The sequence below is a fragment of the Actinoallomurus sp. NPDC052274 genome (assembly GCF_040679475.1).
GTDB classification, from domain to species: domain Bacteria; phylum Actinomycetota; class Actinomycetes; order Streptosporangiales; family Streptosporangiaceae; genus Actinoallomurus; species Actinoallomurus liliacearum.
This window is the reverse complement of sequence record NZ_JBFAUT010000049.1, coordinates 1-23,896: the sequence shown is the minus strand read 5'-3', so window position 1 is coordinate 23,896 and position 23,896 is coordinate 1. Positions and strand designations below refer to the sequence as shown.

At 72.9% G+C, this 23,896-nt stretch carries 17 protein-coding genes; 9 read left to right on the top strand and 8 right to left on the bottom strand.

What is annotated here, in order from left to right:
• Nucleotides 1-25: 25 nt before the first annotated feature.
• Entirely contained in the window at nt 26-193 is a 168-nt protein-coding gene (locus tag AB0K82_RS32270; protein ID WP_364404325.1) for a hypothetical protein, read from the bottom strand.
• A gap of 223 nt (nt 194-416) precedes the next feature.
• Between AB0K82_RS32270 and AB0K82_RS32265 the strand changes: the two genes are divergently transcribed.
• The 4 genes from AB0K82_RS32265 (at nt 417) to AB0K82_RS32250 (ending at nt 4,712) form a co-directional block, all read left to right on the top strand.
• Entirely contained in the window at nt 417-1,520 is a 1,104-nt protein-coding gene (locus AB0K82_RS32265) for a YncE family protein (RefSeq protein WP_364404323.1), read from the top strand.
• 109 nt (nt 1,521-1,629) lie between these two features.
• A complete protein-coding gene (locus AB0K82_RS32260; RefSeq protein ID WP_364404321.1) occupies nt 1,630-2,574 on the top strand; it encodes a DUF523 and DUF1722 domain-containing protein in 945 nt (314 codons plus the stop codon).
• A gap of 100 nt (nt 2,575-2,674) precedes the next feature.
• A complete protein-coding gene (locus tag AB0K82_RS32255) occupies nt 2,675-4,159 on the top strand; it encodes an MFS transporter (protein ID WP_364404319.1) in 1,485 nt (494 codons plus the stop codon).
• A gap of 64 nt (nt 4,160-4,223) precedes the next feature.
• Nucleotides 4,224-4,712: a MarR family transcriptional regulator gene (locus AB0K82_RS32250; RefSeq protein ID WP_364404317.1), complete on the top strand. Its 489-nt coding sequence runs from the start codon at nt 4,224-4,226 to the stop codon at nt 4,710-4,712.
• A 7-nt stretch (nt 4,713-4,719) separates the two neighbouring features.
• Here the strand turns inward: AB0K82_RS32250 and AB0K82_RS32245 are convergent, their stop codons facing one another.
• Both AB0K82_RS32245 and AB0K82_RS32240 read right to left on the bottom strand, forming a co-directional pair.
• On the bottom strand, nt 4,720-5,784 hold the full coding sequence (locus tag AB0K82_RS32245; protein WP_364404315.1) for an ABC transporter permease: 1,065 nt from the start codon (nt 5,782-5,784) through the stop codon (nt 4,720-4,722).
• A 146-nt stretch (nt 5,785-5,930) separates the two neighbouring features.
• Entirely contained in the window at nt 5,931-7,598 is a 1,668-nt protein-coding gene (locus tag AB0K82_RS32240; RefSeq protein ID WP_364404313.1) for a phosphodiester glycosidase family protein, read from the bottom strand.
• 330 nt (nt 7,599-7,928) lie between these two features.
• On the opposite strand from AB0K82_RS32240, the gene AB0K82_RS32235 reads away from it, so the two are divergent.
• Both AB0K82_RS32235 and AB0K82_RS32230 read left to right on the top strand, forming a co-directional pair.
• Nucleotides 7,929-10,739, top strand: a complete 2,811-nt coding sequence (locus tag AB0K82_RS32235) for an FAD-binding and (Fe-S)-binding domain-containing protein (RefSeq protein WP_364404311.1) — start codon at nt 7,929-7,931, stop codon at nt 10,737-10,739.
• A gap of 238 nt (nt 10,740-10,977) precedes the next feature.
• On the top strand, nt 10,978-12,582 hold the full coding sequence (locus AB0K82_RS32230) for an FAD-dependent oxidoreductase (RefSeq protein WP_364404309.1): 1,605 nt from the start codon (nt 10,978-10,980) through the stop codon (nt 12,580-12,582).
• Nucleotides 12,583-12,627: 45 nt separating this feature from the next.
• Here AB0K82_RS32230 and AB0K82_RS32225 read toward each other — a convergent pair whose 3' ends face one another.
• The 3 genes from AB0K82_RS32225 to AB0K82_RS32215 form a co-directional block, all read right to left on the bottom strand.
• Entirely contained in the window at nt 12,628-13,737 is a 1,110-nt protein-coding gene (locus AB0K82_RS32225) for a sulfite oxidase (RefSeq protein WP_364404308.1), read from the bottom strand.
• A gap of 132 nt (nt 13,738-13,869) precedes the next feature.
• Nucleotides 13,870-15,417: a hypothetical protein gene (locus AB0K82_RS32220; RefSeq protein ID WP_364404306.1), complete on the bottom strand. Its 1,548-nt coding sequence runs from the start codon at nt 15,415-15,417 to the stop codon at nt 13,870-13,872.
• A 274-nt stretch (nt 15,418-15,691) separates the two neighbouring features.
• A complete protein-coding gene (locus AB0K82_RS32215; protein WP_364404304.1) occupies nt 15,692-15,862 on the bottom strand; it encodes a hypothetical protein in 171 nt (56 codons plus the stop codon).
• 176 nt (nt 15,863-16,038) lie between these two features.
• Between AB0K82_RS32215 and AB0K82_RS32210 the strand changes: the two genes are divergently transcribed.
• The 3 genes from AB0K82_RS32210 to AB0K82_RS32200 all read left to right on the top strand — a co-directional run bounded on the left by AB0K82_RS32210 (nt 16,039) and on the right by AB0K82_RS32200 (nt 20,355).
• The gene (locus AB0K82_RS32210; protein ID WP_364404302.1) at nt 16,039-18,435 is read left to right on the top strand and encodes an MFS transporter; all 2,397 of its coding nucleotides are present in this window, start codon (nt 16,039-16,041) and stop codon (nt 18,433-18,435) included.
• A complete protein-coding gene (locus AB0K82_RS32205; RefSeq protein ID WP_364404300.1) occupies nt 18,432-19,259 on the top strand; it encodes a YceI family protein in 828 nt (275 codons plus the stop codon). The genes AB0K82_RS32210 and AB0K82_RS32205 overlap by 4 nt, the downstream gene beginning before the upstream one ends.
• A 127-nt stretch (nt 19,260-19,386) precedes the next feature.
• Complete coding sequence (locus AB0K82_RS32200; RefSeq protein ID WP_364404299.1) at nt 19,387-20,355, top strand: cytochrome c oxidase assembly protein; 969 nt, start codon at nt 19,387-19,389, stop codon at nt 20,353-20,355.
• Nucleotides 20,356-20,476: 121 nt separating this feature from the next.
• Here the strand turns inward: AB0K82_RS32200 and AB0K82_RS32195 are convergent, their stop codons facing one another.
• Together AB0K82_RS32195 and AB0K82_RS32190 are read right to left on the bottom strand one after the other, a co-directional pair.
• Nucleotides 20,477-22,048 (bottom strand): NAD(P)/FAD-dependent oxidoreductase, encoded by a 1,572-nt coding sequence (locus tag AB0K82_RS32195; protein ID WP_364404297.1) that lies wholly within the window; start codon nt 22,046-22,048, stop codon nt 20,477-20,479.
• A gap of 72 nt (nt 22,049-22,120) precedes the next feature.
• Nucleotides 22,121-23,896 (bottom strand): amino acid permease (locus AB0K82_RS32190; RefSeq protein ID WP_364404295.1); only part of this gene is annotated, 1,776 nt, incomplete at its 5' end.

The window sequence follows — 23,896 nt, the reverse complement described above, 5'->3', positions numbered from 1 at the left end:
TCTGGTCCTGGACGTGCGCCGTCGGTCAGCCGCCGTTCGTGCCTCGGCCGCCGGCGCGGGGAGCGTCCGATGGCAGGCCACGGCCGGTCGTGGGCCCGTGGTCCCGCTCCCGCCGGGCGACGAACACCGGGGCGAGCTGCAGGTACCAGAGGAGCGCCAGGCCGACGCTGCCGAGAAGCAGGGAGACGAGCATGCTGAGCCTCTCCGGAAGAAGACTACTACAACGATAGTAGAAGATGGGGGCGATGGGAACCGGCCGGGCGGGCCCGCCTGACGCGGTGCGGGAGCCCCGGAGAGCGTTTTTGCCGCACCGGTGGGACACGGGGGACAGGGCAGGGAAGCGCTTTGCGTTCGCGTTCATAGGCTCCCGCCATGCCCGGTGATCAGGTGGTTGAGTCGCCCAGATGATGAGACGTGTGCTCGTGACGGCCGTCGCGGCGCTGGCGGCCGGGTGCGCGTCGGACGCGGTCCGGCAGCGTCCTCCGCAGGCGCCACCACGACCGGTGGCCGCGCCCCGGGTGACCCGGCCCGACGTCTACGCCCACGATCGGCCCGGCATGCTCAGTCCCGTCGTGCGCGGGTTCCCCCCGCGCGTGTACGTGCCCGACAGCCGGAGCGATGACGTCATCGTCTTCGACCAGCGGACCTTCAAGAGGGTCGGACGGTTCCGGGTCGGGCGGACCCCGCAGCACGTGGTGCCGTCCTGGGACCTGAAGACGCTGTGGGTCAACGACAACGACTCGGGCGACCTGGTGCCGATCGATCCGCGCACCGGCCGGCCCGGTCGGCCGGTACCGGTGCAGGACCCGTACAACCTGTACTTCACCCCGGACGGCAGGTTCGCGATCGTCATGGCGGAGCGGCTGCAGCGGATCGACTTCCTGGACGCCCGTACGATGCGGCCGGTGCACCGGGTGAACGTGCCGTGCCGGGGCCCGAACCACGCGGACTTCTCCGCCGCCGGTGACTTCTTCCTCACCGCGTGCGAGTTCTCCGGCGACCTCCTCAAGGTCGACACCCGCCGGCAGAAGGTGATCGGCACGCTGCGACTCGGTCGCGGCTCGATGCCCCAGGACGTCAAGCTCGCCCCGGACGGCAGCGTCTTCTATGTCGCCGACATGATGGCCGACGGCGTCTGGGTGATCGACGCCGCGACCTTCCGGAAGATCGGGTTCGTCCGTACCGGCCGGGGCGCGCACGGGCTCTACCCCGACCGTGCCTCGAAGTACCTGTACGTCTCCAACCGGGGCGAAGGGTCGATCTCGCTGCTGTCCTTCGCCGACCGGCGCGTCGCCCGTACGTGGCGGCTGCCCGGAGGCGGTTCACCGGACATGGGCGGCGTCTCGGCCGACGGGAGGATCCTGTGGCTGTCCGGCCGCTACGACGGCGTGGTCTACGCCATCTCGACCACCGACGGTCGGCTGCTCCGCCGGCTCCCGGTCGGCAGAGGTCCGCACGGGCTCTGCGTCTACCCCCAGCCCGGCCGCTACTCCCTCGGTCACACCGGCGTCCTGCGGTGATCGGTCGCGCCGGCCGGTCGAAACGCTCCGGCCACCGCCGCCACGGGCGGCGGTCCCAGATCCCGGTGGGTGCCGGGTGGTCGTGCGGGGCCGGAATACAGTGGGGCGTATGACGGCTCCGGAGAGCGACGCGGTCGGCCGGCCGCGGATCGGGGTGTCGAGCTGTCTGCTCGGCGACCCGGTCCGGTTCAACGGCGGGCACAGCCGCTGCCGCTTCCTCACCGACGAGCTCGGCCCTTACGTCGACTGGGTGCCGGTCTGCCCGGAGATGGAGATCGGTCTCGGGACGCCGCGGGAGACGCTGCGGCTGACGGCCGACGATCGGCTGGTCAGCCGGAGCCTGGCCGCCGACCACACCGCCGCGATGGCCGCCCTGCCGTTGGCCTCGGGCCTCGACGGTCAGGTGTTCAAGGCCAAGTCGCCGAGTTGCGGCGTCCGGGGCATCCCGCGCTACGCCGCGGACGGGCGGCCCGCCGACCGGCGTGGCCGGGGCGTGTACGCCGCGCGGCTGATCGACGCGGACCCGCTGCTGCCGGTGGAGGACGAGGGCCGGTTGAACGACGCCGGGCTCCGTGAGGCGTTCGTCGAGCGGGTGTTCGCCCGCGCCCGGTTGCGCTCGCTGTTCGAGGGCGACTGGCGCCCGCGTGACCTGGTGGCCTTCCACACCCGTCACAAGGTGCAGATCCTCGCGCACGACCCCGCCGGGTACCGGCTGATCGGGCGGGTCGTCGCGCGGGCCGGCGACCGGCCGCGCGCGGAGATCGAGGCCGCCTACCGCGAGCTGTTCGACGCCGCGCTGGCGCGCAAGGCCACGCGGGGTCGCAACGCGAACGCGCTCCAGCACGTGTTCGGCCAGATCAGCGAGGTGCTCGACGCCACGCGGCGGGAGGACATCGTCGCGAGCATCGAGGAGTACCGCCTCGGCGGCGCGCCGCTCAGCGTGCCCATCGCCCTGCTGAGCCATCACGCCCGCGGGGAGGGCCTCGCCTGGGCCGCGGACCAGACCTACCTGGCACCCTTCCCGGCCGCCCTTCGCCTGCGCCATCACCTCTGATCGCCGCCTGGGGCGGCGGAGGCGCCGGGAGGACGTGCCCCCGGCGCCTCCGCCGCTTCCCGTGCTCGCCGTCGAGTTAGTTAGCGTGCATAATGGTTATATGCCTATAACTGATGACGTCACCGCTCGTAGCGGTACACATCACCAGGATCCGGGCGGGCGTCGGCGCTGGCTCATCCTGGGGATCTGCTGCATGAGCCTGTTCATCGTCGGGCTGGACAACACGATCGTGAACATCGCACTGCCGTCCATGCAGCACGATCTGCACGCCTCCGTCTCCGGCCTGCAGTGGGTGATCGACGCCTACACGGTCGTGCTGGCCGCGCTGCTCATGCTCTCCGGCTCCACGGCCGACCGCGTCGGCCGGCGCCGCACCTTCCAGACGGGTCTCGCGCTCTTCACCCTCGGCTCGCTGCTGTGCTCGCTGTCCCCGAGCCTCGGCTGGCTCGTCACCGCCCGCGTCGTGCAGGCCGTCGGCGGCTCGATGATGAACCCGGTGGCCATGTCCATCATCACCAACACGTTCACCGACCCCCGGGAGCGCGCGCGGGCCATCGGGGTCTGGGGCGGCGTGGTCGGTCTCAGCATGGCCATGGGCCCGGTGGTGGGCGGCGCGCTGGTCGCCTCGGCCGGCTGGCAGGCGATCTTCTGGATCAACATCCCCGTGGGCCTGCTCGCGATCGTCCTGTGCGCGCTGTTCGTGCCGGAGTCGCGCGCGCCGCGCGCCCGCCCGCTGGACCCGATCGGTCAGTTCCTGATCTGCGCGCTGCTCGCCGGCCTCACCTACGGCATCATCGAGGCGCCGTCCGCCGGCTGGGCCTCCGCGCAGACCCTGTGCTGCCTCCTCGGCGCCGCCCTCGCCCTGGCCTGCCTCCTGCCGTACGAGCTGCGGCGTGCCGAACCGCTGATCAACCCGCGGTTCTTCCGGAGTGCCCCGTTCGCGGGAGCGACGGTCATCGCGATCTGCGGCTTCGCCGCGCTGGGCGGCTTCCTGTTCCTCAACACGCTCTACCTGCAGGACGCGCTCGGCCACACCGCGCTCCACGCCGGACTGCTCACCCTGCCGATGGCCGGGCTGACGGCGGTCTGCGCGCCGCTGTCCGGGCGGATCGTGGGCAGCGCTGGCCCGCGGCTGCCCCTGATCGTCGCCGGCACGGCCATCACGCTGAGCGCCCTGATGCTGACCGGCCTCACCGCGCACACCCCGCTCTGGCGGCTCATGGTCGCGTACGTGCTGTTCGGCCTCGGCTTCGGCATGCTCAACGCCCCGATCACCAACACCGCCGTCTCCGGGATGCCGCGCACGCAGGCGGGTGTCGCCGCCGCTGTCGCGTCCACCAGCCGGCAGATCGGCCAGTCGCTCGGCGTCGCCGTCATCGGCTCCCTCGCCATGTCCGCCGTGCACGGGCCGCTGCGCACGGGGTTCCCGACCGCCAGCCACGTCGGCTGGTGGGTCGCCGTCGGATGCGGCGCCGCGATCCTTCTCCTCGGTATCCTCACCACCGGTCGCTGGGCCAGGCGGACCGCCGAGCGCACGGCCGAGCGACTCATCCACGGCTCGACCGGAACGGCGGAGACCGCATGAGCGAGCGCAGCGAGCGAATCGGGAGCACAGCGCCTCCGGTCACTCCTCCGACGAAGGAGGCCGCATGAGCGAGCGAATCGAAGACACAGCGCCGGACGACACCAGGCCCGGTGCCCTAGACGCCGCTCCCGGCGTCGACCCGGACGCGGTCGCCCGGGTCTGGGCGGCGATGTGCTCGCTCGTCCTGAAGCAGGAGGACCGGCGCAAGGAGGTCGCCGAGACCCTCGGCATGAGCTTCTTTCGGGCGAAGGCGCTGCGCCGGCTGCTGCCCGGCCCGCTGACCATGCGTGAGCTGACCAGCAGGCTGGCCACCGAGAAGCCGTACACCACGCTGGTCGTCGACGATCTGGAGCGGCGCGGCTTCGTCGAGCGCAGTGTCCATCCGGACGACCGCCGCTGCAAGATCGTCACCCTCACCCCGGCCGGGGTGGCAGCGGCCGAGCAGGCCGAACGCATCCTGGCCCGGCCGCCACGCTCGCTGCTCGCCCTCGCCCCCGAGGACCTGGCGGCCCTCGACCGGATCATGGCCGCGCTCCGGTCCCCGCAGGGCTGAGAGGGCGTCATCCCGCCGCGTGCGCGGGCCTCTTCTCGCGGCCTCCGGGGTGACGGTGCCGCCAGGTCCAGAAGACGGCGCAGGACACGAGCGACCAGCCCCCGAGGACGAGGAACGGGAACGCGTGCTGGTGGTGGGGGAAGTAGATCGCCGTGTGCTGGGCGTTGACCGACGCGCCGGGCGGAAGCCAGCGGCCGATGGTGCCGAGAGGGGAGGGGAGGAGGGCCCAGGAGACCGCGCCTCCCGAGGACGGGTTGCCGAGCAGGACCATCAGGCTCCACGTGGGCAGCATCGCCCAGCGCCCGAACAAGGTCCTGAACATCGTGAAGACCATGCCGCAGGTGAACATCGTGAACGACAGGATCAGCCAGGACTGGACGAAGGGCAGGCGCAGGGCCTCCAGGAGCCAGGTCACGATCGCCACGATGACGAACCCGCCGAGCAGCGAGTACGCCGCCGTGAAGCCGATCCGCTCGAGCGGCGTCAGCGCCTCCGCGTGCACGCTGAGCTGGACGGCGCCGACGAACCCGAGGATCACGGCGGCGATCGAGATGTAGAACACGGCCAGCCCGCGCGGATCGCCGCGCTGCAGCGGCTTGATGTCCCGTACGGTGACGGAGACGCCCGTGGCCCGGCCCACTTCCGGTGTCGTCTGCGCCAGCAGCTGGGCCACCGAGGCCCCCGAGGCGTCGGCCACGTCCACGGTGACCTCCCGGCCGGAGTCGCGGAACTCGAAGATCGCGAAGACCCGCTGGGCGTCCACCGCGTCGACGGCCGCCGCCCGGCTCTCGTACGGGTAGATCTTGACCGAGGCGTTCAGCGCCTTCTCCAGCCCGGTGATGAACGCCTTGGCGCCCGCCGGCCGGTAGTTCCCCACGATCGCCGCCGGGACCGAGTGCGGCGTGGGGTTGGCCATGGAGTAGGTGTAGGAGCCCGCGAACAGCCCGGCGGCGGCCGAGATGATGAACATCAGCACGATCGCGGGCAGGAATGGTGACCGTTTGAAAGCCGCCCAGCGTTCCGCGCGGGTGGGCGGCCTGCCGTGCGCGCCGTGGACCGGCGTCTCGGACATGCCACCACGTTAATCAGCCGAGGTCGGCGAGGTGCCATGGGGGCGCGCCGCAGGGGAGACGGGCCGGGGGAGCGCCGCCGCCGGGTCGGTGACGGCAGGAGCCGTTCGAACTCCGCGCGGAGACGGATCCCCCGGCGCGCCTACGGCTAGCGGCGGGACGGCAGGACGACGACGGCGTCGCCGACGGGACGCTGGCCGGTGGCGTCCGAGGGCGAGTTGATCATCTGGCCGCCGACGACCATCGTCGACGAGCCGCCGCCGTCGAGGTTCATCGCCTGGACCGCGCCGAGGCTCTTCATCACCTGTCCGGTCTCGGCGATGGACAGGCCCTGGCTGAGGGACGCCTGCCGGCCGTCCGCCTCGGCGAGCAGGAGCCGTCCGCGCCGATCCGTGCCGATCATGGTGCGCGGATTACGGCGCAGTACCCAGCCGTAGTAGAACGACGGGTCGTCCGGGTGAACCAGCCCGTCGGCCTGCGGGGCGATGGCGACCCTGCCGTCGGTGACCAGCTGCGGGCCGCCGTTGACGACCGAGTCGTTCGGCCCGAAGCGCACCGTCCGGCCGCCGGGGCCGGTTACCTGCGTGCGGAGGCGCAGCCGGTGTCCGACGACCGCGTGCTCGCCGAGCCAGGACGCCTCGGTGCCGATCGCCTCGATCACCTGACCGCCGGCGGGCACCGTCGTGGTGGTGCGCGGGCCGGCCGACACGACCGTGCCGCGTGCGTCCAGGACGGCCTCGGTACCGGGCCCGGTCGGCAGCGGCCCGCCGAACTCCGGCGTGAACACCGCCATCTCGTTCGGATCCGTGCAGGTGACGTCGTGCCGGGGGAGCGAGGTCGGGCTGTCCTCCGCGTCGCCGCCGCAGTCGCGGATCACTCCGGGCGTGCGGTTGAGTCCCTCGACCCGGTGCGTGCGGCCGTGCTCGTCGACGAGGTCGATGCCGGTCCACAGCTTCTTGAGCTCGACCCGGCGGCCGCCGTCCCGCAGGATCGCCGCCACCCGGCCGTTGGTCGCGTCGTGCAGCAGCCTGCCGTGTTCCACGACGATGCCGGCCGTGTCGCCGGGCACCCCGTCGTTCTCGGAGATGACGAAGAACCCGCCGTTCACGGCGGCGAGGGCTCCGGTGTCCTGGGCGATCTGGGTGGTCGTCCGGCGGCCCGCGAGCGTGGCGTCGTGCGACTCGGCCACGCTGCCGCGGAACCGGTGGAAGTCGATGGTCAGAGCGCGGACGACCCAGGGCCCGGTGGTCGAGTCGCCGTCGAAGCCGGTGTAGACCACCGACGGCTTGAAGCGCGCCGCCTTCAGTTGCTTGGCGGCGGCGTTCGCGGCGTCCTGGGTGGCGTACCGGCCGACCCGCACCCGGTAGCCGATCACGCCGGCCTTGACGTCGGCGAACGCGGGCGTGGACACCGGCTGCGCCTGGCCGGTCCAGCCGGCCGCCGTGAGCTGGGCGACGACCGCGTCCGCCGCCGTGCGCGTTCCCAGCACCGCCGTGACGGCGTCCGGGTCGGGTGACGGCGGAACGTCGGAGGAGGTGGGGATGCCGACCTCGATGGTCCAGTAGTCGTCGGGCGACACCCGGCCGCGCGTGATGGTCGTGAGGGTGACGCCCGGGGCCACGTCCTGGGTGGTGCGGGTCTCCGCCAGACCGGCGGGACCGAGCGGCAGCGAATCCGCATTCGTCGCGGGACGGCCGGTCTCCGTGAGTCCGGGGGCCGTGCCGGGCGTGGCCGCACGCGCCGCCGTTCCGGTCGCCGACAACAGGGTGAGGGCCGCGGCGCCCGCGAGCCATCCCCGTCGAACTCCGTGCTTCACGACGCCTCCTCGTTACCGGTGGTCCCGGCTGGACGATCACCTGATGTCGATCAATGGCGTCGGCATCCTACGGAACGCTGGATCGCTCCAAAAGACCTTGAAAGTGACCGAATGTCGAATTCCAGATGAGGGGATCCGAGGCGCGGCGGGACCGCGGGAGAGCCGGAGGCGGACAAGACCGCCCACCTGTGGAGCGTCTCCGGCCTACGGTGAGGAGAGGCGTCCGTGTACGGCGGCGCTAGCATGGCCGTGGCGGACGTATGCGACAGGTTGGCCGAAAAGGTCGATCGGCGCACGCCGGTAGGCGACATCCCATCGGACGAAGAGAGCATGAGCGTCACCCGCACCACACAATCGCCGAGGCTGCCCGCGCCGGACCACGCCGTCCTGGCGGCGGTCGAGGCCGCGGTCCCGGGGATCACCCGCTCGCGTGCGAGTGACCGGCTCGGCATGGCGCACGATGCGTCGCACTACCTGCTGACCCCGCAGGCGGTTCTCGTGCCCCGCAGCGCGGAGCAGGTCGGCGCGCTGATGCGCGCCGGTCTGCCGCTGACGTTCCGCTCCGGCGGCACCAGCCTGAGCGGGCAGGCGGTCACGGACCACCTGCTCGTGGACACCCGGCGGCACTTCCGCGGCATCGAGGTGCTCGACGGCGGCTCTCGCGTCCGGGTACAGCCGGGCGCCGTGCTGCGGCAGGTCAACGCCAGGCTCGCCCCCCACGGCCGCCGGCTGGGGCCCGACCCGGCCAGCGAGTCGGCCTGCACGATCGGCGGGGTCGTCGCCAACAACTCCAGCGGCATGACCTGCGGCACCCACGCCAACACCTACGAGACCCTCGAGTCGATGGTCCTCGTGCTGGCCGGCGGGACCGTCCTCGACACCGGCGCGCCCGACGCCGACGCCCGCCTGCGCGCCCTCGAACCCGACCTGGCGGCGGGCCTGGAACGCCTGCGGGACCGGATCCGCGGCAACCCGGAGTCGGTGCGCCGGATCACGGCCCAGTTCGCGCTGAAGAACACCATGGGCTACGGGCTGAACAGCTTCCTCGACCACGACTCGCCCGCGCAGATCCTCGCGCACCTCGTCATCGGCAGCGAGGGCACCCTCGCCTTCGTCGCCGAGGCGGTCCTGCGCACAGTGCCGGCGCACCGCCTGGCCGCGACCGGGCTGCTCGTCTTCCCCGCGCTGCGGACGGCGATGGCCGCGGTGCCCGAGATCGTCGCGGCGCACCCGGCCGCCATCGAGCTGCTGGACGCCGAGTCCCTGCTCGTCGCCCAGGAGGATCCCAAGGCCGAGGACGTCCTGCGCACGCTGACCGTGGAGGACCACGCCGCGCTGCTGGTGGAGTGGCAGGAGTCAGACCCCGAGCTCCTCGCCGACCGCGAACGCGCGGCCGAGCGGCTGTTCGCCGCGTTCGACCTGGCCGCTCCGGCGCGGCTCAGCGGGGACGCCCAGGGCCGGGCGGCGCTCTGGCACATCCGCAAGGGCCTGTACGCCTCCGTCGCCGGCGCCCGCCCCAGCGGCACGACGGCGCTGCTGGAGGACGTCGCCGTCCCCGTGCCCGCGCTCGCCGACCTCTGCGACGATCTCGCGGAGCTGTTCGCCAAGTACCGCTACGAACGCAGCGTCGTCTTCGGGCACGCCAAGGACGGCAACCTGCACTTCATGCTCAACGAGCACTTCGGTACGGACCTGCGGCGCTACACGGACTTCACCGAGGACATGGTCGACGCCGTCCTCGGCCGTGGCGGCACGCTCAAGGCCGAACACGGCACCGGCCGGGTCATGGCCCCCTTCGTGCGGCGCCAGTACGGCGACGAGCTCTACGCGGTGATGCGGGAGGTCAAGCGGCTCTGCGACCCCGGCGACACGCTGAACCCCGGGGTCGTGCTGACCGACGACCCGCAGGCCCACCTGCGGGACCTCAAGTCCGTCGTCACCGTCGAACCCGAGGTCGACCGGTGCGTCGAGTGCGGTTACTGCGAACCCGTCTGCCCCAGCCGCGACCTCACCACGACGCCCCGCCAGCGCATCGTGCTGCGCCGCGAGCTGGCCGCCGCCCGGGCCGCGGGTGACGAAGACCTGGCCCGGCGGCTGGAGCGGGAGTACGAGTACGACGCCGTCGAGACCTGCGCCGTGGACGGCATGTGCGCCACCGCCTGCCCCGTACTGATCAACACCGGCGACCTCACCAAGCGCCTGCGTGCCGAGAGCCACGGCCGCGTCGCCCAGGCCGGCTGGAAGACCGCCGCCGACCACTGGGGGACGGTGACGCGGGCGATGGAGAAGGCGCTCGACGTCGCGGCCGCGGCACCACCCGGGGCCGTCGAGGCGGCCGCCCGGGCGGCCCGCCGGATCGGCGACCCGGACACCGTCCCGGAGTGGAGCCGCGACCTGCCGAGCGGGGGCTCACCCCGTCGGCCCGCGCCCGCGCCGGACGCGGACGCCGTCTACGTGCCCTCCTGCCTGAACACCCTGTTCGCCCCCGCCGAAGGCGGCCCGGGCGTCATGGCCGCGGTGCGGCGCCTCAGCGAACGGGCGGGACTGCGGCTGCGCGTGCCCGAGAACATCGCGAATCTCTGCTGTGGCACTCCGTGGTCGTCCAAGGGCTTCACCAAGGGGTACGAGGTCATGCGCCGCAAGGTGCGCGAGTCCCTGCTCGCCGCCACGGACGGCGGCCGGATCCCGGTGATCAGCGACGCCGCGTCCTGCACGGAGGGGTTCCGCCGGCTCGCCGCCGCGGCCGGGCCGGCCGTCGAAGTGCTGGACGCGGTGAGCTTCGTGGCGCGGCGCGTCCTGCCCCGGCTGCCCGCGGCCCGGCGCCTGCCCTCACTGGCTCTGCACCCGACCTGCTCCTCGACCCGGCTCGGCCTCGCGGGGGACATCACCCGCATCGCCGAGGCGGTCGCCGAAGAGGTCGTCGTGCCCGAGGGCTGGCAGTGCTGCGCCTTCGCCGGCGACCGCGGCCTGCTCCACCCGGAGCTGACCGCCTCGGCGACCCGCGCGGAGGCGGAGTCGGTGGCCCGCGGCGACTTCGCCGCCCACGCCTCGGTCAACCGGACCTGCGAGATCGGCCTGACCCGCGCGACCGGCGAGACCTACCACCACCTGCTCGAACTCCTCGACCAGGGCACCGCCTGACCGGGCCGTCCCGGTCGCTGACACGGCTCGGCGCGCTCGGGAGCGACGACCGTTTCGATCACCTCGGGTCGGCGCCGATGCACCCGCGGTGACGGGCCGGGGAATACCCAGGGTGACTCCCGCCGTTGTAAACGTCATCTCTGGATGACATTTCCTTGCCCCGCCGTACCGGACGTCCCCTCCTTCCCTTGGCGTCATCGATCACAGCGGGCGGCCCTTCACAGGAGTTCTTCCCCTCATGGAGATTCACACCGATGCCCTCGTCGTGGGCGGAGGTCTGGGCGGCGTCGCCGCCGCGCTCGCACTCGCCAAGGCCGGCTCCTCGGTCGTCCTGACCGAGGAGTACGACTGGCTCGGCGGCCAGCTGACCAGCCAGGCCGTCCCTCCGGACGAGCACAGCTGGGTCGAGCGCTTCGGCGTCACCGCCACCTATCGCGCGCTGCGTGACGGGATCCGCGACTACTACCGCGACCACTACCCCCTGACCGGATCGGCCCACACGTGGGACGAGCTCAACCCCGGCGCCGGCTGGGTCAGCCGGCTCTGCCACGAGCCCCGCGTCGCCGTGGCCGTCATCGAGGCCATGCTCGCCCCCTACCGCGGCTCCGGCCGGCTGCGCGTGCTGCAGCCGTACCGGCCGATCGGGGCGGACACCGAGGGCGACCTCGTCACCGCGGTGACCTTCGCGCACCGCGACACCGGCGCGCGGGCGACCGTGTCCGCCGAGTACGTCCTGGACGCCACCGAGACCGGTGAGCTGCTGCCGCTGACCGGCACGGAGTACGTCACGGGCTTCGAATCGCAGGCGGACACCGGCGAGCCCAGCGCCCCGGCGGAGGCCCAGCCGCAGAACATGCAGGCCATCTCGGTCTGCTTCGCCATGGACCACGTGCCCGGCGACCACACGATCGAGCGGCCGAAGACCTACGACTACTGGCGCGCGTACCAACCGGACTTCTGGGGAGACCGCCTGCTGTCGTGGCGGGCTCCGATCCCGCGCACGCTGGAGCCGGTCGAGCGGACCTTCACGCCGAACCCCGAGGGCGACCCGATGGCCGTCCTGGGCGACCAGCAGCGCTTCGGAGGCGACCTGGACCTGTGGTCCTTCCGCCGGATCGCGGCGCGGGGCCTGTTCGAGGACGGCGCCTACGCCAGCGACATCACGCTGGTGAACTGGCCGATGATCGACTACTTCGACGGTTCGATCATCGACGTGCCGGACGCCGACCGGCACGTGGAGGCCGCGCGGGAGCTGTCGCGGTCGGCGCTGTACTGGATGCAGACCGAGGCGCCGCGGCCGGACGGCGGCACCGGATACCCGGGGCTGCGGCTGCGCGGCGACGTCACCGGCGGCGCCGACGGCCTCGCCCAGGCCCCCTACATCAGGGAGTCGCGCCGGATCCGCGCGCTGTACACCGTGCCCGAGCAGGACCTGTCCCTGGCCGTGCGCGGCGACAAGGGCGCGGTCCGGTACGAGGACTCGGTCGGCGTCGGCATGTACCGGATCGACCTGCACCCCTCGACCGGCGGCGACAACTACATCGACGTGGGCTGCTCGCCGTTCGAGATTCCGCTGGGCGCCCTGATCCCCCGGCGGATGCGCAACCTCGTGGCCGCGGCCAAGAACATCGGCACCACGCACATCAGCAACGGCGCGTACCGTCTGCACCCCGTCGAGTGGAACATCGGCGAGGCGGCGGGCACCCTCGCGGCGTTCTGCATGGAGCGGTCCGCGACGCCGTACGCCGTCCGCGAGAAGGCGGACCTGCTGTCCGACTACCAGGCACGGCTGGTCAGGTCCGGGGTGGAGCTGCGCTGGCCGGACGGGGTGCACGGCTACTGAGCCGCCACGATCCAGGGGGTGTCCGGCAATGGGGCCGGACGCCCCCTATCGCGCGTCCGGACCGGGCCCGGTCGTCGTCAGGCGGACGCGGTCCCAGGAGTTGTTGGCGTAGCCCTTCGGATTCCAGACCGCGGCGGGGGTCTCCGGCTGCGTCGCGCCGGTGGAGTCCCAGGCCCGCGCGGTGACGACCGTCTCACCGGCCGGCAGCTCGACGGTGAGGCGCCAGTGCTGCCACGCCCAGGGGCTCGGCGGCGCGTCGAGCTCGGCCTGGGCCCAGGTGCGGCCCTCGTCGAGGGAGACGTCCAGCCGGGCCACGGTCCGGTCCTCGCCGGCGTACGCGTAACCGGTGATCTCCGTCGGCCCCGGCGGCAGCGGCGTGCCGCCGTCGGGTGCCAGGATAGCGCAGTTGACGGCGACCGGGCCGAGTGAGATGCCCGTGCCCGGAGCGGTCCGGTCGGGGTCCGCGTCCGGCGGCAGGACGCGGTAGGCGACGGCCTGGAAGTAGTTGCCCGACGGTTCGGCCTGCGCGGTGACGCGCTCCAGCCACTTGACGCTGCGCGCGCCGATCCACCCGGGGACGATCACCCGCAGCGGGGCGCCGTGCGCTTCGGGCAGGGGCCGGCCGTTCATCCCCCACGCCAGGAGGACCTCGCCGGAGATCGCCTTGGCCAGCGGGACGGAGCCGCCGAAGGGCTGTGGCGGATCGGCGAGCCGCGAGACGTCGGGCGCGGCGAAGGCGACGTGCCGAGTGCCGGACCGCACGCCGGCGGCGGCGAGCACGTCGGCCAGGCGTACGCCGGTCCAGCGGGCGGTGGAGGTGGCACCGGGCCCCCACGGGTCCTCGCCGGGGATGTCCCGGACCGCGAGCAGGCCCGCCCGGCGGTTGCCCGCGCACTGCACGGTGGCGACGAGCTCGCGCTCCTCGAACCGCTCGCGCAGCTCGTTGAGCGACAGCGTCAGGGGCCGGTCCACCAGGCCGTCCACGCGCAGCAGCCAGGTCTCGGCGTCGACGCGGGGGACCGGGCCGTGGTTGCGGCTGTAGAAGCTCTCCGTCCCGGTGAGCGGGTGCCGGGCGAGCGCGTGCCGCGGCGGCTCGGCGTTGAACGGCTCGCACCGGTGCACCAGGATGTCGTCCCGCTTTCCCCAGGGGCCCATGCACGAGCGCTACCCGTGCGGACGGCCTCCACCCCCGCGCCTTCCTTGGCCGGCACCAAGTTCGTGCCCGGAGTTCTTTGCCGAGGCAGAGGCCCGAGTCAGACGGCTACGGATCGGGTACGCGGGCGTGGCTCAGCCGGGGGACATCGACGGGTCGGGCGACCCGGCGAAGGCGCACTCGGGATGGACGTCGCGGTCGATGATGTTCCCGACGGTGGCGTGGACACGCACCGAGCCGGGCCGGAGCGCCGTCACCTGGAACCAGCCGTCGGCCGTGGTGGTGAGACAGGCCGCGCCGCCGTCGGCGACGCCCCACATGTCGTTGGCGTGGATGCGGACCGTCTCGGTGCCGGCCGTCGGGAAGTCCAGGATGAACGACGAGACCGCCAGCGTGCGCAGTGTGGCCGGGCCCGAGGCCAGCGGAACCCCGTCGGCCACCTCCCAGACCTTCCAGTGCGCGTCGTGCCAGACCTCATGGAGGTACGAGGGCGGGTTGGCCAGCAGCGCGGCCTCGGAGAGGCCGCCTCGGTCGAGCGGGACGTCGGGCAGCGCGACCAGGCCGACGGCGTTGGCGTTCAGCCAGGCGCGGTAGCCGTCCGCGGTCAGCGGCCTGTAGAGGGCGGGGGAGTAGCGGAGGTCGAGCTGCCGTTCCCAGCCGCGTGCGAGCGGGAACCGCTGGGCGAGGAACACGGTCTCCCAGTGTTCGCGCGTGAAGGGGACCTCGAGCCGGCCCGCCGCCGGGTTGCGGGTCGCCAGGAACGACTGCAGACCGGCGTAGTAGGAGGCGCTGGACGACGGGTCTCCGGCCGAGTTGGCCAGGGCGGTCGCCACGGGCACCAACTGCCAGCTGAGCAGCGGCACGATCAACAGCGCCAGCACCAGCCGCCGGCCGTAGCGGAGCAGCAGGTAGCCCGCCGCCGGCAGCGCGAGCGTGCTGCCCAGCCGGGCGATGTTCGCGCCGACCGGGTTGGGCACGAAGAAGAGCGCCGCGCTGAGGGTGCCGTAGATCACCGCGAAGCGGCGGATCAGAGTGCTGCTCCGGGGTGCGATGGCCAGGGTCAGGATGCTGAACAGCAGCACGCCGAGGAGGTTCACCAGGGGGAAGGGGAACCGGCCGCTGCCGCCGCCGGTGACGAACGAGACGACCATGCCCAGGGCCGCGGAGCCGAGCGGAGCGACCCGCCGCCAGCCGGCCTGAGGCGCCCAGCTCAGGCCGGCGAGGAGCAGGAACAGTCCCGCGAGCGGACTGGACAGCGAGCAGCAGGCGGCCATCAGCAGCACCAGCGACGGGAGACCTTCCAGCGCGGCGAGCAGCGCGGCGAGCCCGAAGGCCAGCCCGAGGGCGAAGGGCAACTGCCCGATGATCAGCTCGCCGACGATGCCGATGGCGAGCGCCAGGCGGAAGAAGATCTGCGCGCTGTCGCGGGGGCCGGGCAGCAGCCGGCAGGCCGCCCAGGTGATGACGGTGCAGGCGAGCAGGCCGGTCATCCGCGCGCCCAGGACCGCGGCGATCGGCGGGAACAGGACGCTGTAGCCGGGCAGGCTGTGTCCGTCGTACCACTGGTTGTTGAACGCCACCAGGCCCGCGTTACGCGCCACCCAGGTGCGGAAGTACTGCGCCGGCAGGTCAGGGCCCCGGAGGTTGAGGGCGATGACGAGAAGGCCGAGTGAAAGGGTCACCATCCACGGGTGGCGCACCGGCACGGCGAGGCATCGGCGGACCCACCCTCCGCGGTGGCCCGGCGCGGGTGCCGTGTCCACGCGGCCGACGGGCCGGCCGATCGTGTCCGAGCCCCCGCTCGGACGTGGACGCATGGATGTCGTCACTGCTCTCCTTCCCCACCGGGCTCAGCGCACGCCCGCCAACTCTCCCATCCTCCACCACCGACGTCGCAGGTCCTGGCGTCGCCCCTTATCCGGCGCGCCCGATACTGCCGCATCGTGCCCGCCCGGATCAGCGGATCGCGTCGATCCTCGGCGAGGTCCGCCCCGTGCCGCCGGGGTGGTCCCGCAGGTGCGCCACCGCACGAAGCGGCTGCTCGGGGCTCGGGATGAGCTCCGATCGGCGGCACCGCACCACGGCCGGGGGGCTTCGGATGGTCACGTTGTTGCCACGGTCCGTCATGCGGCCTTTATCCATGCTAAGCAGTGATGTACCCTCAGTGTCGGAACAGATACACAATGTGAGATCATCTCGGGGCGACAAGGGGGTGGCGACTTCACGACGCCTCCCGCCGCCCGGTTCCTTGATCTTCGATCGCCGGCAGGCCCGCCCGACACCGCACTAGGAGACCTCTCCTCATGTCGACGACCGCCTCGGTTCTGGTTCCCCGTCGCTGGATCGCACTGATCTTCATCGCTCTCGCCCAGTTGATGGTCGTCCTGGACGCGACCATCGTGAACATCGCGCTCCCGTCGGCACAGCGGGCGCTGGACATCTCGGATGCGAACCGGCAATGGATCATCACCGCCTACACGCTCGCGTTCGGTGGGCTGCTGCTGTTCGGCGGCCGGGTCGGCGACCTGATCGGCCGCAGGCGCGCCTTCCTCATCGGCCTGATCGGGTTCGCGGGCGCGTCGGCCGTCGGCGGCGCCGCGGTCGACGAGGCGATGCTGCTCGGCGCCCGCGCGCTGCAGGGCGCGTTCGGCGCGCTGCTCGCCCCCTCGGCCTTATCGCTGCTGGCCGTGACGTTCACGGTCGCGAAGGAGCGCGCCAAGGCGTTCGGCATCTACGGCGCGATCGCGGGCGGCGGCGCCGCGATCGGCCTGATCCTCGGCGGCCTGCTCACCGAGTACCTGAACTGGCGCTGGGCGCTGTACGTCAACGTGCCGATCGCCGTCATCGGGCTCATCGGCGCGCTGGCGTTCGTCCGCGATCCCGCGCCGCATGACGGCGCGCGCCTCGACCTCCCCGGCGTCGTGCTCGTCACCGGCGGGCTGGCCGCGCTCGTGTACGGCTTCACCCGCGCCGAGTCGGCGGGGTGGGGCGACCACGGCGTCATCGGCCTGCTGGTCGCAGCGGGCATGCTGCTCGTGGCGTTCGTCGTGGTCGAGGCGCTGACGAGGGCCCCGCTGCTGCCCCTGCGCGTCGTCCTCGACCGCAACCGCGGCGGCGCCTACCTCGCGGTCGGCCTGTCGGTGATCGGCATGTTCGGCCTGTTCCTGTTCATGACCTACTACCTGCAGACCGTCCGGCACTACTCGCCGGTCCGGACCGGCCTGGCGTTCCTGCCGCTCACCGCCGGAATGATCACCGGCTCGACGCAGATCTCCGCGCGGCTGATGAACCATGTGCCGGCGCGCCTGCTGATGGTCCCCGGCCTGCTCGTCGCGGAGTGCGGTATCGCGCTGCTCCTGCGCCTGCGGGTCGACAGCGCCTACGTCGACATGGTGCTGCCCTCCCAGCTGCTGCTCGGTCTCGGCCTCGGCACGACGATGATGCCCGCCATGAACCTGGCCACGCTCGGCGTGAACCCGCGGGACGCCGGCATCGCCTCCGCCATGGTCAACACCTCGCAGCAGGTCGGCGGCTCGCTCGGCACCGCCCTGCTGAACACCATCGGCACCACCGCGGCGACGAGCTACATCGCGGCCCACGCCGCCGGCCGCCCGTCGCCCGCACTCGCCGCGGCCGGGCTCGTACACGGTTTCCAGGTCGCCCTCTGGTGGGTGATGGGTGCCGTCGGCCTGGCCGCGATCATCGTCGCGGCGCTCGTCAACGGCCGGGGCGCGCCGCGCGTCGCGGAGCCCGTCCGATCCGTTGCCGACCTCCCGCGTGAGGCGAGGAGCGCCGAGGCCGAACCGCCCCGGGAGCTGGCCGCCGTCGGGACGTACGCCGAGGCGTCGCGGGACGACGGCGCGCGGGGCGAGTCGCGCCTGGTGTACGCCCGGACCGGGTCGGCCGGAGCATGCGACGGGCCCGACGGCGCGCGGGTCGGCGGCCGGGTGAACGGTGCCGAGGGCGGCCCGATGTCCGGTGCCGCGCTCACCCTCATCGACCTCGGCGGACGTCAGGTCGACCGGGCCGTGACCGGGCCCGACGGCACGTACGCGCTGTGCGCGCCGGGCGGCGGCCCGTACATGCTGATCACGGCGGCCGACGGGCATCAGCCGCGGGCGGCCACCGTCGTCCTCGGTGACGACCCCCTGAGCCATGACGTGACGCTGTCCGGCACCGCGAGCCTCGCGGGTGTCGTACGCGCCGCGGCGACGGGCCGGCCGGTCGCCGCGGCGGTCGTCGTCGTGACGGACGCCCACGGCGAGGTGATCGGATCCGCGCAGACCGGCGACGACGGCGCGTTCGTCTTCGACGACCTGGTCGCGGGTACGTGCGTCGTGGCGGTCAGCGCGGGCGGCCACCGGCCGGCGGCGCTGACCGTGGAGGTCGGCGCGGGCGGCACCACGCGCTGTGAGGTGGAGCTGCCCGCCGGCGCGCGCGTGCGCGGCACCGTACGCGCCGGCAGCGACGATCTCCTGCTGGCCGACGCGCGGGTCACCCTGGTGGACGCCGCCGGCAACGTCGTCGCCACGGCCACCACCGGCCCCGACGGCGCGTACGCCTTCGAGGACCTCGACCCCGGCCCGTACACCGTGATCGCCACGGGTTACCCGCCGACCGCCGTGGCGGTGGTGGCGGGGGAGAACGGCTCCGAAGCGTTCGGCCTGACCTTGCGCCATCCCCCCGAGGAGGAGGCATGACGGACGACCGGGGCCTGCGCGCACGGGTCCGGACCACGGACGGCTGGGCGGTGCCGCACGCGGTCGTGACGGTCGCCGACATGACCGGGCACCAGGTCTGCCGCGCCGAGGCGGACCCCGAGGGCGTCGTCCGCACCGAGGCGCTGCCGGCCGGCCGCTACACCGCGATCGTCACGGCGATCGGGTACACGCCGTCGGCCTCGACCGCACGCGTGGGCGCGGCGGGCACCGCAGAGCTCGGCACGGTCGTGCTGGACCGCCAGACCGGCATCGACCTGCCGCCACCGGGCCCGTGGTCCATCGACCCGGCGCACTCCAGCATCCTGATCAGCGTCCGGCACCTGGGCCTGTCGAGCATCCACGGGCGGTTCGGGGAGTTCGGCGGCCGCGTCGACGTCGGCCGGCCCGTCGAACGCTCCCGGGTTGACGCCGAGATCAAGGCCGCCTCCATCGACACCGCCAACTCCTCTCGCGATGAGCACCTGCGAGGCGGCGACTTCCTCGACGTCGAGCGGTTCCCGGTGATCACCTACGCGGGCACGCACGTCGTCCCGGCCGGCGGCGACCGATGGACCGTGCACGGAGAGCTGACGTTGAAGGGCGTACGCCGCCCGGCGGAGCTGGACCTGACCTACCTCGGCACCGGCCCGGACCTGTGGGGCGGCGTCCGCGCCGCGTTCCGCGCCACCACCGAACTGCGCCGTGAGGACTTCGCGATGACCTACAACCAGATCATGGCGGCCGGGATCGGCGCGATCGGCACGACGCTCCGCGTCGTCCTGGACATCCAGGCGGTGCACGGCACCTCGCCGCCCCCGGTCTGAGGACGCCCGCCCCCGCCGTCATACGCTTGTCCGGTGACGGAGTGTCATGTGCCGAGATCGGCGGCACGCCCGGCGTCCCGGCGGGGCGACACCGTGACCGGCCGCTTCGCGACCATGGAGTAAGGAGATGGCAGTCGAGCCGCTGACCTGGACCAGGGTGTTCACCGCCTGGACGTTCGCGCCGCTGAGCATGGTCATCATCCTCGGCGCCGGGGCGGTGTACCTCGCGAGCGTGCACCAGGTACGCCGCGACGGCGAATGGCCCGTCGGCCGGACGGCGTGGTTCCTGAGCGGCCTGGTCCTGTGGGCCGTCTGCGTCTGTTCCTTCATCGGCGTCTACGAGCGGGTCCTGTTCACCGCTCGCGCGGCGCAGGTCACGTTGCTGCTCACGGTCGTCCCGCTCCTGCTGGCGCTGGGCGCGCCCGTGACGCTGCTGGCCGAGGCGCTGCCGCCGCGGCGGCGGGAACGGCTGCGTGCGGCGTTGCGCGGCCGTCTCTCCCGGGCCCTGATGTTCCCGCTCGTCTCCACCGTGATGTTGATCGCTCCGCCCTGGCTGCTCTACTTCACGCCGTGGTACGAGCTGACCCTTCGCAGCGGCGTGTTCAACGCGCTGCTGCCCGTCGAGCTCGTCATCTTCGGATCGCTGTACTTCTGGCCGCGTCTGCAGCTCGACCCCGTGGCCCGCGAGTACCCGCATCTGGTCGGCTTCGGCATCACGTTCAGCGAGGTGATCTTCGATGGCGCGCTCGGCCTCCTCCTGATCTTCGGGCACCGGCTGATCGCGGCGTCGTACTACGCGGGCCTGCACCGTACGTGGGGCCCGTCGCTGCGGCAGGACCAGGTCTGGGGCGGCGGAACGCTGTGGGTGCTGGGCGACATCGCCGGGCTGCCCTTCCTCGCGGCGCTCGGCGTGCGGATGTTCCGTCAGGATCGGCGGGCGCAGATCGAGGTCGACCGTCGGCTCGACGAGGAGGCCGCCGCCCGGCGGGCCGCTCGTCCGGCGGACGCGCCGGACCCGGGCCCGGAGATGATGCGGCCCTGGTGGGAGACCGATCCGATCCTGTCCAAGCGGTACGGCCGCGGAGATCAAGGCTGACCGCCGCCGGCGTGGCGCGGGCGAGTGGCAGGGGTACGTCGCCGGCGAGGACCCCGCCCCGCGTCACCCCGTCAGCGGATTCTCCGCCCGCCGCAGACGGCTCCACGCGCCGGCGGACAGGTCAACGTCTCCTGCGGCGGTCCGCGAGCACCTGCGCGACGACGTTGCGACCGGGCACGCCGGTGACGCCGCCGCCCCCGTGCGTGGCCGACCCGGCCTGGTAGAGCCCCCTGATCGGCGTGCGCAGGTCGGCGTAGCCCGCCGCGGGCCGCGCGTGGAACATCTGGCCCGGCGTCAGCTCGCCGTGGAAGATGTTGCCGCCGATCAGGTGGTACTCGTGCTCCATGTCGTACGGCCCGATCACCTGCCGGCGCAGGATCGAGGAGGTGAAGCCCGGCGCGACGGCCTCCATCCGGGCGATCACCCGGTCGGCGTACGCGTCCAGCTCCGCCGCCGGCTGCTCGGCGTGCCAGGTGTGCGGCACCCACTGGGTGAACATCGACACGACGTGGTGGCCCTCGGGCGCCAGAGAGTCGTCGAACACGCTGGGAATGCAGATGTCCGCGAACGGCAGCGCGGCGGCCCGGCCGGCCACGGCGTCCTGGTAGGCCCCCTCGATGTCGTCGAGCGACTCGGCGAGCACGATCGTGCCGCCGTGCGCCTCCGGGTCGAGGCCGGAGACGCCGCGGAACTCCGGCAGCCGGTCCACCGCCAGGTTGATCTTGACGGTGCCGCTTCGGGTCTTCCAGCGCTCGATGTCCGCGACGAAGTCGGCCGGCAGATCGCGGCGGTCCACGAGCCGCAGGAACGAGATCTTCGGATGCGCCGTCGTGATGACGGTGCCGGCCGTCAGCTCCTCGCCGGACTCCAGCGTGACGCCGGTGGCCCGGCCGGCGCGGACATCGACGCGGGCCACCGGCGCGGACGTGCGGATCTCGGCGCCGAACCCGCGGGCGGCCGCGGCCAGCGCCCGGGTCACGCCGCCCATGCCGCCGCGTGGGAACCCCCACGTCGTCTCACCGACGTGGTGGTGCAGCATGACGTACGCCGTGCCGGCGGATCGGGGGCCCGCCCAGGTGCCGATGACGCCGGACACCGACAGCACGCCCCGCATCGCGTCGGAGTCGAAGTGGTCCTCGACCAGGTCGGCGATGCTGTCGGTCAGGATCCGGGTCACGTCGACCGCCGAGCGCACGTCGACGCGGCGCAGGGCGCGCAGCAGCGCGGCCTGCCGCAGGAGGTCGGCGGGCCGGCGGGAGCCGAGCTTCGGCGGGATCTGGTCCAGCAGCGGCGCGAGGATCCGGCCGAGCTCGCCCATCCATGAGTCCCAGCGTTCGTAGGCCGCGGCGTCCTTGGAGGAGAAGCGCTCGATCTCCGCCCGGCGCCGCGCCGGATCGTCGGGCAGCCGCAGGTGCCCGCCGTCGGCGCGCGGCGCGAAGTACGGACCCTGCGGGTACACGTGGTAGCCGTGCCGGTCGAGCCGCAGGTCGCGGACCAGGGCGGGCGGCAGCAGGCTGACGACGTACGACAGGGAGGTGACCGTGTAGTCCGGGCCGAAGGGATGCTCGCTCACGGCGGCCCCGCCCACGACCTCGCGCGCCTCACAGACGCAGACCCGCAGGCCCGCCTTCGCCAGGTAGGCGGCGGCCACGAGTCCGTTGTGCCCACCGCCGACCACGACGACGTCGTACACGGCGACTCCTCACTGATCCTCGAGCCAGTATCGGTCGGCCCTCGCGACCGGACAAGGGCTCGTCGTCCGGGCTCATCGGCCGGCCGGGTCGTCCCCGCTGGAGGACGGGCCGGGCTCCGCCGCGGACCGGCGCGCCCGGCGCGTGGGCGTTCCGAGCACGTAGAACAGCACGCCGAGGCCGACGCACAGGGCGAGCGGCACCAGCTGGCTCACCAGGTAGCCGAGCCGGTCGTGGGCGAAGCCCGCGGGCAGGGAGCCGGCGGGGTCGCCCGACGTGCCGAACCAGCCGACTCCCAGCCCCGGCCACACGAGCTGCACGAGGGTGAAGACGACGAACAGCGTCGGCAGCGCCGCCACCAGGCCCGCGGCGGGCGCGCGGTACGGCCGTTCGACGTCGGGCAGCCGGCGGCGCAGGACGTACAGGCTCGGGAAGGCGAGCAGGTAGGAGATGAAGGTGGTGGAGATGGCCAGCCCGAGCACCGCGGAGAAGTACTTCTGCGCGTTGCCCTTGGTCAGCAGGAACGCCGCCGCCATGACGACCGTCGACACGACGGACGACAGGATGTTCACCCGGACCGGGGTGCCGAAGCGGGCGGAGAACCTCCCGAGGAACGCCGGTCCGGCGCCGTCCGCGCATGCCACGGCCTGGGCCCGGTCGCCGCCCATCGACCAGGTGATGCCGCTGGTCAGCACCCCGATGATGAGCCCGAGTGCGGCGATCTTGCCCATGACCGAGCCCGCGCCGGTCAGCGTCACCGAGCCGTCGGCCGCCACGTGTCCGCCGTACACCGTGAACACGGCCTTGCACGCGTCGACGAACCCGCCCAGGCTGCCGATGGCCGTGGGGGGAAGCACCAGGAGGGTGCCGAGGATCGGCGCGCCGTACAGGACCACCGCGAGCACGCCGGAGCGGGCGATGGCGACGGGCACGTCCCGGTGCGGGTCGGTCATCTCCTCGGCCGCCGTGCTGGGCAGTTCGAAGCCGACGTAGTTGAAGACGAGGACCGGCACCAGCCCGACGAACCCGATGTAGGTGGGCCCCAGATCGGCTCCGCGCAGGTGGACGCCGTGCTCGGCGCCGTAGACGACCACCGAGACGAGGAAGGCGCCGATCAGGACGACGCGGGCGACGGCCCCGATCGTGGGCAGCCACTTGCCGACGCGGAACGCGAGCAGCACCGCCAGCGCGCCGATCCAGACGAAGACCGCGCCGCCGGCGTACTTCCAGCCGCCCGGCAGGGCGAAGAAGAACTTCTCCCAGGTGGTGACGGCGACGATGGTGAGCGTGCCGCCGAGCCAGACCGGGTTGGACAGCCAGTAGAGCACCTGGTTGACGCCGGCGGCGAACCGGCCGAAGGCCAGCTTCGTCCAGACGTACGGCCCGCCCTCGAACGGGAACGAGGATCCGAGCTCGGCGGCGAGCAGCCCGTACGGCAGGAAGAAGAACACCGCCAGGAACAGCAGCCAGACCAGGCCCTGCGGGCCCTTGGCGGCGACCGTGCCCAGGGTGTCGAGGCCGACCAGCGCGCAGATGAGGAACGCCGCGATGTCGAGCCGGAAGAACGCCTTGCGCAGGTGGGTCTTCTCGTGTTCCCAGCGGCCGGTGAAGTCGCCCCGGTCGTCGGCGGCCATGGGCACTGCCTCTCTGCCGGGCCGGCGGCCGGGAGGCCGATCCGCCGGTCGGTCTCCCGTCTGTCTACTCCAGGCGACCGGATTCGGAAAGGGTGGCGTGCCGGTGGTGGCGTGCCGGTGGCCGATCGTCCGGAACTCGGTCCTGCCGTCGGCGGCGCGGCGGCCGAACTCGAGCCAGGTGTAGCCGAGCCGCTCGGGGTGGGGATGCCTGCCGCC